The sequence below is a fragment of the Microbacterium sp. ABR10 genome (genome assembly GCF_057812175.1).
The window spans coordinates 1,260,451-1,271,825 of record NZ_CM173821.1 but is presented as its reverse complement, the minus strand read 5'-3'; the positions used below and the strand labels follow the sequence as shown (position 1 = coordinate 1,271,825).

The window sequence follows — 11,375 nt, the reverse complement described above, 5'->3', positions numbered from 1 at the left end:
GGCGAAAGGCGGGACGCATGCAGGGACTCGAGATCACGGTTCTGTTGGGCCTCGCCATGCTCGTGGGCACGGTGCTGGCGCCGCGGTTGCGGGTGGCGACGCCGCTGGTGCTGCTCATCATCGGTCTCGCCCTCGGGTTCATCCCCGAGCTGCGACAGATCGAGCTTCCTCCCGAGACGGTGCTGCTGCTGTTCCTCCCGGTCATGTTGTTCCGCGAGGCGTGGACGACGTCGCTGCGCTCGGTGCGCCGATCCCTTCGCTACATCATTCCGATGAGCACCCTGCTGGTCGTGGCATCCGCCTTCGCCGTCGCCGGCGTCGCCACCTGGATGGGGGTGCCGTGGGAAGCCGCTCTCGTGCTGGGCGCCGCCGTCGCCCCGCCCGACGCGACCGCCGTCGCCGCCCTCGGCCGGCTGCTCCCGGCCAAGACCTTCATGAAGCTGAAGGCCGAGAGCCTCACCAACGACGGCACGGCTCTGGTGCTCTACGCCATCGCCGTGGCGCTGCTGCTGGGCGACCAGATCACGCCGCTGCAGATCACGGGCATGGTGCTGCTGTCGTACCTCGGGGGCGCTGCCGCCGGCATCGCCGTCGCCGTTCTGGCCTTCTTCGCGCTGCGCCGCATGCAGTCCACGCTCACCATCAACCTCACCCTGGTGCTCGTGCCGTTCCTGGCGTTCCTCATCGCCGAGATCATCGAGGCGTCGGGGGTGCTCGCCGTCGTCTTCGCCGGTCTCATCGTCGCGTGGGTGTCGCCGCGTATCACGACCGCGATCTCCCGCCGGGCAGCGGATGCCACGTGGCCGTTCGGCGTCTACCTGCTCAACGGCGCGCTCTTCGTGCTGATCGGGCTGGAGGTGCAGCTCGTGCTGCACGAGATCTCACCGTCCGAGATCGGCATCCTGCTCCTCATCACGGTGGCGGCGTGGGTCGCACTGTTCGTCGTGCGCTACCTCTTCCAGTGGCTGTTCTCCCCGTTCTCGCGCCCACCGGCGTCGGCGTCGCGCTCGCTCCGGCACCGCTCCCGGGTGGTGAGCACGGTCTCGGGCTTCCGCGGTGCCGTGTCGCTCGCCATCGCGCTCTCGGTGCCGACCGTGACGGCCGCCGGCGATCCCGTGCCGGGCAGGGATGCCATCGTCTTCGTCACCGCGGGCGTCATCGTCCTGACCTTGCTGGTGCAGGGACCGCTGCTGCCCGTCGTGATCCGTTGGGCGAAACTGCCGAGCGATGACGCGGCCATCGAAGAGTACGAGCTCGCCGAACGCGCCATCTCGGGCGCCGCGCTGGCCGCACTCGACGAACTGGCCGTCGAGCACGGGGTGAGCGACAGGGTGCGCGACCGCGCGCGCCGCGAGGGCTACGAGCGACTCGAACTGGCGAATGCGAGGGCCGTCGCTCGCCAACGCGCGGCGGAGGAACGCGACCTCGCCGAGCTCGATGCGTCGCTCGGCGACGATGCGCCCTCGGCCACGGGACCGATCCCGCCGGGCGCCTCCGACGAAGACGACGATCGTGCACCGTCGCCGCGCGTCGTCTCGCGACCGCTCTCCGACGTCCGCCCGGTGACCGATCCCGCGGGAGGCGCGGATGCGGGTTCCGCGAGGCCGTTGACGGGGCCCTTCGAGATGCTCGCCGTCAGCGACGACATCGACGTCACCCAGCGCTCCCCGCTCCTGCGCCACAAAGAGGCGCAACGGTTGCGTCTGGCGGTTCTCGACCGCAAACGCGAGGTGCTGCTGCGTCTGCGCCGCGAGGGCACCATCGACGACCTCGTCGCGAGGAAGATCCTCGCGGGCCTCGACCTGGAGGAGATCCGCGCCCGCGGCCTCGACAAGACGGTGGAGTGACCCCGGGCGGGGCACCGGTATGACGGCGCGCGGGCGGCCGGGGTGCGCGGCGGCGCCGTGGCGACGCGTGTGCCCGCCACCAGGCCCGCTCGTCGCCGGTGCGCCCGGCCGTCAGGCCCGCGAGTGCGCGGGCGGCCCGGCCGTCAGGCCCGCTCGTCGCGGGTGCGCCCGGCCGTCACGCCCGCGAGGGCTGGGCGGCCCGGCCGTCAGGCCCGCGAGTGCGCTGACGCGCGCTGCACCTGGTCGGTGGTCGGGGTGACGCCGGTGTACCGCGCGAACTGGCCGGCGGCCTGCAGGGCGATCACTTCGGCTCCCGTGATCACCGCTTTACCCGCCGTGCGCGCGGCGCGGATGAGCGGCGTCTCGGCCGGGAAGGCCACGACGTCGAACACCGTCTCGGCCGCCGCGATGTGCTCCGGCGTGAAGGCGAGCGCGTCGGCATCCGTTCCGTCCATCCCGAGCGGCGTGACGTTCACGATGATGCGTGCGCCGGGTTCCGGGTCGTCGGCGACCCAGCTCGCCCCGTACGCCTCGGCGAGCGCCGTGCCCGCCGCGCCGTTTCGTGCCACCACCGTCAGGTCGGTGAACCCCGCGCCGTGGAAGGCGGCGACGACGGCCTTGGCCATTCCCCCCGAGCCGCGCACGAGGACGGATGACGCGGGGTCGAGCCGGTGGCTCTCGATCAGGCTCGCGATGGCCTCGTAGTCGGTATTCGAGGCGGTGAGCACTCCGTCGTCGTTGACGATCGTGTTGATCGAGCCGATTGCCGCCGCCGAGGGCTCGATGCGGTCGACGAGGGGGATCACCGCCTCTTTGAACGGCATCGACACCGAGCAGCCCCGGATGCCGAGGGCCCGCACGCCGCCGATCGCCGCCGCGATGTCGGTGGTGGTGAACGCCTTGTAGACGAAATCGATCCCGAGCTCCGCGTAGAGGAAGTTGTGGAAGCGCGTACCGATGTTCGACGGGCGACCCGACAGCGAGATGCAGAGGGTGGTGTCTTTGCTGAGCTGGGGCATGAATCTCATCTCGCGGCGCGGGCGGACCTCTCATGCTACGGCGGGGGCAGGGCTGAACGGGATGCCGTAGACGCGGTGCCACGTCGTGGATTGCACGCGCCCCGCTCGCGCGCGCTGCCGCGGGGCTCCCCCTGCACGACGAAGGGCCGGAGCCTTGCGGCATCCGACCCTGTCGTGGTGAACCTCGCACGGAGGTTCGGGGCGATTACGCTCCCCCATTGATCACCGAAAGGTACGACCCGAAGGGACGCTCGGTCTCGATGGAGGAGAAATCGTCGGCGATGCCCTCGTGAGGCGCATTCTCGTTCTTCATCCACCGAGTGTCGCGCAGGGACCGTCGGAGGGCAGGGCTCTTGACACTGCCTAATATCTCGCCTAGCTAACTACTTGGGGCCTCTAGGCTTTCGATGCGCTGCTCGAGGTATGCGATGTAGTCCGCCATGTACGACAGCTTCGCCTCGAGTCGGTCCAGCCGAGGACTGATGTGGCCCTGATTGAAGCTGAAGGGCACCTTGAGCGGGTTGTCGGCGTCGATCTTCGCGATCACGGCACGCAGCCGGTTCACGTCTCCGGGCTCGTTGGTCATGCTCGCCAGCGTACGCTCGCGGCTCATTCGGCCGCAGGTGTTGACGGAGCGAGCATGATGATCCCCGCTCCCACGAGGGCGACCGCCGACCCGATGTAATCCCACATCGTGGGACGGAAGCCGTCGACCACGATCCCCCACGCCAGCGATCCCGCGACGAAGACTCCCCCGTACGCGGCGAGTACGCGCCCGAAGTGCGCGTCGGGCTGCAGAGCGGCGATGAACCCGTACGCACCGAGGGCCAGGATGCCAAGCAGCGCCAGCCACCACCCGCGGTTCTCGCGCACCGCCTGCCAGATCAACCACGCGCCGCCGATCTCGGCGACGGCGGCGAGCGCGAACAGGATGACGATGCGGGCCGTGGTCATTCCGCCATTATGCGGCGACGGGGTCTGCCCTCGTCGCGCGCGGTGCGCGGTCCACCGACCTACGTGACGGGCCGCGAGGAGCTGCGTTACGACAGAACACACGGCGCGTGACGCTTGAGGAAAATTCGGCGGGGACCGACAGTTTTTTGGCTAGATTTCGGACCGGAGGTGCTCATGTCCCGACCCCGAACCGTGACACACACCTACACGCTGCAGGGCGGCTGGCAGAAGTCGTCCGAGGGCGCGTTGACTGCCGACCTCGCCGACGCCCTGCGCCGCAGAGGCGTGTCGATGGTGCGCGCTCGGCGCGGACTGTTCGACGTGCGCGAGGTCTCGCTGCTGAACGATCCCCCGCCGCGGTGACCCCCTCCTCGATTCCCCGCCCGGATGAGGTGGCGCAACGCAACCGCCGGGCGACTCGGGCTCCGCTCTGACACTCTCGATGAGTGAAAGCTTTCCGATGCCGAGTGTGCGGCAACGACCTGTACTTCGAGAACTCCGTCTGCCTGTCGTGTGGGACGGGCCTCGGCTACTCCCGAGACGAGGCGGACATCGTTCCGGTCGACGGTTACGGACGGTACGTGGATGCCGCGGGGCTCGTATGGCACGTGTGCCGCAACCTCAACCTGTCGGGGTGCACCTGGCTCGCGCGATTCCCGGGCGGTCAGTGCTCGGCCTGCGATCTGACGCGGGTGCGTCCGAACGATGCGGATGCCAAAGGGCTCTCGCAGTTCCCGGTCGCCGAGCGCGCGAAGCGCTGGCTGCTCGTCGACCTCGACCGGCTCGGCTTCGCCGTGGTCGGGAAGGGCGAGGACCCGACGTACGGCCTCTGCTTCGACCTGCTGTCGAGCGTGGCCGAGAACGTCACGATCGGCCACGCCGACGGGGTGATCACGATGGATCTCGCCGAGAGCGACGACGCCTACCGCGTGCGTGTGCAGGAGCAGCTGGGCGAGCCCTATCGCACCATGCTCGGTCACTTCCGTCACGAGGTCGGTCACTACATGGAGTGGCGCCTGGTCGAGGGCACCGCCCGCATCGGCGAGGCGCGCCATCTGTTCGGTGATGAGACCGCCGACTATCAGGCCGAGATCGACCGTCACTACTCTCAGGGGCCGCCGGCGAACTGGTGGGAGCGCTATATCTCCACGTACGCCACCATGCACCCCTACGAGGATTTCGCCGAGACGTGGGCGCACTTCCTGCACATGACCGACACCGTCGAGACAGCCCACATCTACGGTCTGGCGCGCACGGGTGGCATCGAGGACTCCCCCTCCTTCCGCGCATTCGTGACGGACACGTGGATACCGCTGTCCACCGCGCTCAACATGGTCAACCGGTCGATGGGCAAGGCGGACCTGTACCCCTTCGTCATCCCGGATCCGGTGCTCGACAAGCTCGACTTCGTCGCGTCGCTCCGGCCGGGGAGCTGACGACGGGGGTTGAGCTCGGGGGCTGAGGCTCGGGGGCTGAGGCGCGGGGACTGAAACTCCGGGCCTGGGGCTCGGCGCTCGAGCCTCAGGGGCGGGGCGGAGGCTCGGAGCTCGAAGCGCGGCGCCCGGGGCCCGGCGCTCGAATCTCGCCGCAGGAGACCCCGCACGCTCGGCCCCGGTAGTCTCGCGCCGTGCGTATCGTCGTCTCGGGAACCCACGCCAGCGGGAAGAGCACCCTCATCTCGGACTTCGCCCTCCGGCATCCGGGGTTCACCGTCCTCCCGGATCCGTTCGAGTTGCTCGATGACGCCTCGGACTCGCCCTCGGCGGCGATGTTCACCGCGCAGCTTCGCCTGTCGGCCGACCGGCTGACGGAGGAGACCGCGACGGACGTCCTCGCCGAACGCGGACCCCTCGACTTCCTCGCCTACCTCCTCGCTCTCGCCGAGCTGTCGGGCCGCCCCCTCGTCGACGGGATCCGCGAGCAGGCCATCGCGCTCCTCATCGCAGCGATGCGGACCGTCGACGTGCTGGTCGTCCTCCCGCTCACCGCGCGGGATCCCATCCACGTCTCCGACGACGAGCACCTCGAGCTGCGCGAGACGATGAACGACGTGCTGCTCGACCTCATCGACGACCCCGACCTGGTCGGCGGGCATCTGCTCGTCCGCGAGATCACGGGAACGCCCGAGGAGCGGGTGGCGGCGGTCGAAGCGCTGCTGCGCTGATCCGGCGCGCTGGCGTTTCAATCACGGCGGTGCGCACGGCACCCGCGGTGGCTGCGTCCGTCGGGCACCCTCTCACACAGGGCCGCCGAGCCCGTCGACACATCTAGCGACGGCACTCCGGCTCGGTGAACGCGTCAGGGCAGGATGCTGTCGACGTATCCCCCGTCGACGCGCAGTGCGCCACCGGTGGTGGCCGAAGCCAGCGGCGACGCCAGATAGGTCACCATGTTGGCGATCTCCTCCGGCTCGATGAGGCGGCGGATGAGCGACTGCGGTCGCGCGGTCTTCATGAACTCTCGCTGCGCTTCCTCCCACGGCAGTTCGCGATCGACGAGCTCATAGACGAAGTCCTCGACTCCCTCCGTGTGCGTCGGGCCGGCGATCACCGAGTTGACGGTGACACCGGTTCCGGCCGCCGCCTTCGCGAATCCGCGGGAGACCGCCAGCAGCGCGCTCTTGGATGCGCCGTAGTGGATCATCTCCTCGGGGATGACGACGGCGGAGTCGCTCGCGATGTTGAGCACCCGCCCCCATCCGCGCTCCATCATGCCCGGCAACGTCAGGCGGATGAGGCGGGCGGCGGAGACGACGTTGGTGTCGAGGAAGCGATGCCACTCCGCGTCGTCGATGTCGAGCGCGGGGGTGGAACCGAAGATACCGAGGTTGTTGACGAGCACGTCTATGCGCCCGACCTCCCGCACAAGCTGCTCGGCGCCCTCGGCGGTGGTGACGTCGGCGGCCACCCCTCGAACCCCCTCCCCGAGGTTCGACACGGCCTGCTCGACGCGCTGGACCGTGCGACCGTTGACGACGACGTCGGCCCCGGCCGCGTGCAGACTCCGCGCGATCGCCAGGCCGATCCCCTGCGTGGACCCGGTGACCACGGCGGTCTTGCCCGCCAGGTCGATGCTGATGGTGCTGCTCATCGTGTGCCCCTTCCGTGTGCTCACGACCGACGCTACTCTCGGCCCCCGAACGGACGGAGGGGGATGACACCCCTCGTCTGCGAACAGGTGTTCGCCTACGCTCGCGGCATGAGGAAGATCGGTGCCCTGGCGGCCGCTGTCCTGGCGGCCGGGATGCTCTCGGGGTGCGGCGCACTCCCCGTCTCGCCGTCGCGATCAGCCTCGGCGGCGCCGACACAGACGAGCTCGGTGACCGAAGACGTCCTCGCACAGGAATCCGCCTACTTCCGCGCCCTGCGCCAGCAATTGCCGCAGACCGATCTGTCCAACCCGGGCCTGTGGATCGACCTCGGCCAGGCGGTGTGCAAGGCGTTCGACGAGGGCCTCACTCCGAAAGAGGTCTTCGACTCGATCAAGGGCGGCGCGATCTCGGAGCCGGAGGCCAGCGCGGTCGTCGTGCTCTCCGGCATCCATCTCTGTCCGGAGTACGCGCCCGCGCCGTGAGCGCGCGCTGACGCGTGATGCCGGGAAGAGACGATCATCGACCGGGCCTTGAAGTGGCTCGATGACCACCACGAGGGCATCCCTGTCCTGGGCGATGTACTCCGCGTCATCCAGGACGGCCCCGCAGAGGTCCGCGCCGTGGCGCTGGACCGCGGCAACGATGAGCGCTACCAGGCGATCACCGAGGGGCTGGAAGCCTCCCTCATCGGCCTGGTGGGCGGTGGACGTCTCGGAGAGACGTTCGCGCGGCAGACCACGAACCCGATGCGTCGGGACGCCCCGGTGGTCTACGACGTCTCCGCGATTGACGACTCGGAGATGGACCTGCAAGCCGCGACCCTGCTCGCGTGCTGGTCCGCCGGCTTCGGCACGGTCAACGTCGCCAACGCCCTCGCCGACGCGGGCCTGGAACCCCGTCGGCACTACTTCGTCGTCTTGGACGAGCTGTGGCGGGCACTGCGCGCCGGGCGTGGCATGGTCGATCGCGTCGACGCCCTGACCCGCCTGAACCGTCAGCGAGGCGTCGGCATGGCGATGATTTCGCACACGATGAGCGACCTTCTGGCCCTGGCCAGCGAGGAGGACCGGATGAAGGCCCGCGGCTTCGTCGAGCGCGCCGGCATGGTCATCTGCGGCGGCCTCCCGTCTGCAGAAATGAGCCAGCTCACCGCCGCGGTGCCGCTCTCGCAGGCCGAACAGGAAATGCTCATCGGCTGGCAAGACCCGCCCGCGTGGGACCCGGCAACGGGCCGGGAGGCCGAGCCTCCCGGCCGCGGCAAGTTCCTCGTCAAGGTCGGCGGCCGACCGGGCATCCCGGTCAATGTGCAGCTGACCAACGCCGAGCTGACCATCAACGACACCAACAAGCTCTGGCACGAACAGTCGCGGGTCGGCCGGCGCCGGCTCCGCGGCACGGAAGGGGACATCTCGTGGGCACTCCGAACAACCGGCGCCGCGATCCCGGCCGGATGAGCGGCGAAACGATCCTTCTCGCGGTAGGCGTCGTCGCCGTGGTTGTGATCGTGGGCGCCGTGTACATAGCGGTTCGGCTCGGGCACCAGATTGCCCCCGATGGCACCGAAGTACCGAGAGACCCATTCGCTGTCGTGTTCGGGGTGTTCAACGGCAAGGTGAGCTGGCCCACCGCTTCCTGGTGGGTTTTCGGCGGCATCCTCGCCCTCCTCGCGTTCCTCGGATCTCTCATGGGCGTGCGCAGCCGGCGGATGCGCTCGACCGGTCACGGGTCGACTCCGCCGCGGCGTACATGGGCCGCGGCCGCGACATCGAAGACCTGAGCCAGAAGAGCGCTCTACGAAAGGCTGAGCGCCTGGGCGTGACCGGCTCGCCTGGTGTGCCCATCGGGCGCACCGTCGCGCCGCCACAGCCGATCTACGGGTCATGGGAGGACATGCACGTCGACATCTGGGGTCCGCGCACCGGTAAGACGACCTCCCGGGCGGTGCCGGCGATCATGAACGCCCCCGGCGCCGTTCTGGCCACGTCCAACAAGCGCGACATCGTCGACGCCACCCGCGACCCCCGCGCCGCGCGCGGCCCGGTGTGGGTCTTCGACCCACAGGGCGTCGCCAACGAGGAACCGACCTGGTGGTGGAACCCGTTGTCCTACGTCACTGACGAGGTTCGCGCCGCCAAGCTCGCCGAGCACTTTGCCGCCGGCTCCCGCGACCCGGGAGCCAAGACGGATGCGTACTTCGACCCGGCCGGTCAAGACCTCCTCGCCGGGATTCTGCTGGCCGCGGCGCTGGATGATCGACCGATCACCGACGTCTACCGGTGGCTGACACGACCGGCCGACGAGACGGCGGTCGAGATCCTTCGCGCACACGGCTTCACGCTGACCGCCGACCAGGTGGCAGGCGTCGTCGACGCGCCTGACAAGCAGCGCGGAGGCGTGTTCGGCACCGCGCAGCAGATGGCATCGTGCCTGACCAACCGTCAGGTCGCGGTGTGGGTCACTCCGCGCGACGGAGACGCCGCGCGCCCACAGTTCAGCCCCGAGGAGTTCGTCCGCGGCGCCGGCACGCTCTACAGCCTGTCCAAGGAGGGCAAGGGCACCGCCGGCCCTCTCGTGACCGCGTTGACGGTCGCCGTGGTCGAGGCCGCCGAAGAGCTGGCGGCCCGCTCTGCCGGCGGACGGCTCACCACGCCGTTGCTCGGTGTGCTCGACGAGGCCGCGAACGTCTGCCGGTGGCGGGAGCTGCCGAACCTTTACAGCCACTACGGCTCCCGCGGCATCGTCCTCATGACGGTGCTGCAGAGCTGGTCACAGGGGGTCGAGGTCTGGGGGGAGTCCGGCATGCGCAAGTTGTGGTCCGCCTCGAACGTTCGCGTCTACGGTGGCGGCGGCACCACCAGCGACGGATCGTTCCTTGAGGACATGGCGCGGGCGATCGGGCAGTACGACCGGCTCTCCACGTCGACGTCGTACGGGCGTGGCCAGCGAACCGTCTCGCAGCAGAACCACCGTGAACGCATCCTCGACGTCGACGAGCTCGCGGCCCTCCCGAAGGGGCGCGCGATCGTTCTCGCATCCGGTTCGCGGGCGACTCTGATCCGCACGCAGCCGTGGATGACGGCGCCGTACGCCGACGAAATACGCGCGTCGATCGCCGCGCACGACCCCGAGGCCTCGCGCACCCTTCACGACGCTGACCGGGAGCTGGCCGCCGTTGCGGCCGACGTTGACGGGCAGGGGGCGTGATGTCGGACTGGGGCGCCGATTCCTATGACTCCGGCGACACCGATCCCGGCGGCGTCGACGAGGGCAAGGGCGAGGTCATCGACGAGCCTCGGACCGAATCTCAGCCTGCCGTCGCACCCGACCTGGGCGCCGTCCTCGCGGCTCAGGCCGCGGTGGCCGCCGCCCAAGGTCGTCTCGACACCGCCGAGGGAAAGCTTCGCGCCGCTGAGGATGCACTCGCGGATGCCGACGATGAAGTGGGTGTCGCGGAGGCCAAGTTCGAGGACTACAGCGAGGGCCCCGACAAGAAGGCGTGGCAGATTGCCGCGGCGCAGCGCGACGTCGCCAAACGCAAGCGCGCCCGAGCACGGGCCGAGGAGAACGTCAACAAGGCTCGCGCTGGCGTAGACGCCGCACGTCGCGCTGCCGCTGAAGCCGACGCCGCGTTGCAGGTCGCGATGGCCACTCCTGCATCCGTCGAACCCGAGGAGCCCGAGCTGTATTACGGCTCGGTCGATGAGTTCGTGCGAGAGTACCTGCGCCACGCCTACAAGCGGAAGATCGAGCACGGCGACCGTGTCGACGATGAGCAGTTGCGTGACCGGATCTGCCGAGGCATGCGCGGCCGAGGCGGCCGTGCCGAGCGCGACATTGACCTGCAAGGTGGTCTCGGCGATCGCCCCGGCGGCTGCCACGGAGGCGCGTCCGTGGCCCGCCGCGTCCGCGATCTGCTGGTAGTGGAGCGCACTGTGATGCGCCGCATCCCGCACCTGCAGTTCGTAGTTGCGCTCGCGCTCGGCGTCTTCGCGACGCTGGGCCCACGCTGTGGTACCGGGAATGCGGGCGAGCATCGACTCCCCCGACGAGCCCGGCTGATAAGTCGTGATCTCAGACATGTCCTTCTCCTCTTTGGTGAGCGGTGGATGCGCCCAGTGCATCGCCCATTTCGGCGGCGCGCAGTGCGCGGTGCATTGCGAAGGAGGCGAACGCGTCGGCATGGCGCCGCGCGTCCTCCCGAGCCGCATCGAATCGCCTGCCCGAGAACTCGGTCTCGGCGGTGCGGCTCAGTGCGATTGAATGCTGCGCCTGGGCGACGGCGGCGGTGGCCGAGTACGAAGCCATCCGTTCGTCGTGCGCAGCACGCTGTTCTTCGTCCATCAGTCGTCCTCACATCAGGTGGTGTTGGTTGGTGCCCCGCAGGTGCGGGGCACCAACCAACATGCCAGCGATCGCCAGCGATCAGGTCGGACACGAACCGCTGCGAACGAGAACTCGTTCGTT

At 69.4% G+C, this 11,375-nt stretch carries 13 protein-coding genes and 1 pseudogene; 8 read left to right on the top strand and 6 right to left on the bottom strand.

Going from position 1 to position 11,375, the window contains the following annotated elements:
- The first annotated feature begins 17 nt into the window (after positions 1-17).
- Positions 18-1,847, top strand: a complete 1,830-nt coding sequence (locus ACXKZF_RS05790; protein WP_488985665.1) for a Na+/H+ antiporter — start codon at positions 18-20, stop codon at positions 1,845-1,847.
- A gap of 206 nt (positions 1,848-2,053) precedes the next feature.
- On the opposite strand, the gene ACXKZF_RS05785 is transcribed toward ACXKZF_RS05790, so the two are convergent.
- From ACXKZF_RS05785 to ACXKZF_RS05775, 3 genes are all read right to left on the bottom strand, one after another.
- Positions 2,054-2,866: a shikimate 5-dehydrogenase gene (locus ACXKZF_RS05785; RefSeq protein WP_488985664.1), complete on the bottom strand. Its 813-nt coding sequence runs from the start codon at positions 2,864-2,866 to the stop codon at positions 2,054-2,056.
- Between the two features lie 379 nt (positions 2,867-3,245).
- Positions 3,246-3,452, bottom strand: coding sequence for a hypothetical protein (locus tag ACXKZF_RS05780; protein WP_243222627.1), 207 nt, complete (start codon positions 3,450-3,452; stop codon positions 3,246-3,248).
- Between the two features lie 23 nt (positions 3,453-3,475).
- A complete protein-coding gene (locus ACXKZF_RS05775) occupies positions 3,476-3,820 on the bottom strand; it encodes a YnfA family protein (protein ID WP_055957633.1) in 345 nt (114 codons plus the stop codon).
- Between the two features lie 174 nt (positions 3,821-3,994).
- Between ACXKZF_RS05775 and ACXKZF_RS05770 the strand changes: the two genes are divergently transcribed.
- The 3 genes from ACXKZF_RS05770 to ACXKZF_RS05760 all read left to right on the top strand — a co-directional run bounded on the left by ACXKZF_RS05770 (position 3,995) and on the right by ACXKZF_RS05760 (position 5,984).
- Positions 3,995-4,183, top strand: coding sequence for a hypothetical protein (locus ACXKZF_RS05770; RefSeq protein ID WP_055957637.1), 189 nt, complete (start codon positions 3,995-3,997; stop codon positions 4,181-4,183).
- A 104-nt stretch (positions 4,184-4,287) separates the two neighbouring features.
- On the top strand, positions 4,288-5,256 hold the full coding sequence (locus ACXKZF_RS05765; protein ID WP_488985663.1) for a zinc-binding metallopeptidase family protein: 969 nt from the start codon (positions 4,288-4,290) through the stop codon (positions 5,254-5,256).
- 191 nt (positions 5,257-5,447) lie between these two features.
- Positions 5,448-5,984, top strand: a complete 537-nt coding sequence (locus ACXKZF_RS05760; protein WP_488985662.1) for an AAA family ATPase — start codon at positions 5,448-5,450, stop codon at positions 5,982-5,984.
- 134 nt (positions 5,985-6,118) lie between these two features.
- Here ACXKZF_RS05760 and ACXKZF_RS05755 read toward each other — a convergent pair whose 3' ends face one another.
- Positions 6,119-6,898 carry an SDR family NAD(P)-dependent oxidoreductase gene (locus ACXKZF_RS05755; protein WP_488985971.1) on the bottom strand — a complete coding sequence of 260 codons (780 nt, stop codon included), beginning with the start codon at positions 6,896-6,898 and terminating at the stop codon, positions 6,119-6,121.
- Positions 6,899-7,018: 120 nt separating this feature from the next.
- Here ACXKZF_RS05755 and ACXKZF_RS05750 point away from each other — a divergent pair, with 120 nt between their 5' ends.
- The 4 genes and pseudogenes from ACXKZF_RS05750 (at position 7,019) to ACXKZF_RS05735 (ending at position 10,115) form a co-directional block, all read left to right on the top strand.
- The gene (locus ACXKZF_RS05750) at positions 7,019-7,393 is read left to right on the top strand and encodes a DUF732 domain-containing protein (RefSeq protein WP_488985661.1); all 375 of its coding nucleotides are present in this window, start codon (positions 7,019-7,021) and stop codon (positions 7,391-7,393) included.
- A gap of 21 nt (positions 7,394-7,414) precedes the next feature.
- Positions 7,415-8,365, top strand: a pseudogene (locus ACXKZF_RS05745) (ATP/GTP-binding protein); the annotation flags it as partial.
- The gene (locus ACXKZF_RS05740) at positions 8,362-8,688 is read left to right on the top strand and encodes a hypothetical protein (RefSeq protein ID WP_488985660.1); all 327 of its coding nucleotides are present in this window, start codon (positions 8,362-8,364) and stop codon (positions 8,686-8,688) included. The pseudogene ACXKZF_RS05745 and the gene ACXKZF_RS05740, both read left to right, overlap by 4 nt.
- A gap of 38 nt (positions 8,689-8,726) precedes the next feature.
- A complete protein-coding gene (locus ACXKZF_RS05735) occupies positions 8,727-10,115 on the top strand; it encodes a type IV secretory system conjugative DNA transfer family protein (protein WP_488985659.1) in 1,389 nt (462 codons plus the stop codon).
- Here ACXKZF_RS05735 and ACXKZF_RS05730 read toward each other — a convergent pair.
- Positions 10,055-11,032, bottom strand: coding sequence for a hypothetical protein (locus tag ACXKZF_RS05730; RefSeq protein WP_488985658.1), 978 nt, complete (start codon positions 11,030-11,032; stop codon positions 10,055-10,057). The two genes, ACXKZF_RS05735 and ACXKZF_RS05730, sit on opposite strands and share 61 nt — an antisense overlap.
- The gene (locus ACXKZF_RS05725; protein WP_488985657.1) at positions 10,983-11,252 is read right to left on the bottom strand and encodes a hypothetical protein; all 270 of its coding nucleotides are present in this window, start codon (positions 11,250-11,252) and stop codon (positions 10,983-10,985) included. Before ACXKZF_RS05725 ends, ACXKZF_RS05730 begins: the two co-directional genes overlap by 50 nt.
- Between the last annotated feature and the right edge of the window lie 123 nt (positions 11,253-11,375).

Excerpts from the sequence above, each read along its gene's own strand:
- ACXKZF_RS05790 (WP_488985665.1), top strand. The coding sequence starts at position 18 with ATGCAGGGACTCGAGATCACGGTTCTGTTGGGCCTCGCCATGCTCGTG.
- ACXKZF_RS05785 (WP_488985664.1), bottom strand. The coding sequence starts at position 2,866 with ATGCCCCAGCTCAGCAAAGACACCACCCTCTGCATCTCGCTGTCGGGT.
- ACXKZF_RS05780 (WP_243222627.1), bottom strand. The coding sequence starts at position 3,452 with ATGACCAACGAGCCCGGAGACGTGAACCGGCTGCGTGCCGTGATCGCG.
- ACXKZF_RS05775 (WP_055957633.1), bottom strand. The coding sequence starts at position 3,820 with ATGACCACGGCCCGCATCGTCATCCTGTTCGCGCTCGCCGCCGTCGCC.
- ACXKZF_RS05770 (WP_055957637.1), top strand. The coding sequence starts at position 3,995 with ATGTCCCGACCCCGAACCGTGACACACACCTACACGCTGCAGGGCGGC.
- ACXKZF_RS05750 (WP_488985661.1), top strand. The coding sequence starts at position 7,019 with ATGAGGAAGATCGGTGCCCTGGCGGCCGCTGTCCTGGCGGCCGGGATG.
- ACXKZF_RS05740 (WP_488985660.1), top strand. The coding sequence starts at position 8,362 with ATGAGCGGCGAAACGATCCTTCTCGCGGTAGGCGTCGTCGCCGTGGTT.
- ACXKZF_RS05730 (WP_488985658.1), bottom strand. The coding sequence starts at position 11,032 with ATGCACTGGGCGCATCCACCGCTCACCAAAGAGGAGAAGGACATGTCT.
- ACXKZF_RS05725 (WP_488985657.1), bottom strand. The coding sequence starts at position 11,252 with ATGGACGAAGAACAGCGTGCTGCGCACGACGAACGGATGGCTTCGTAC.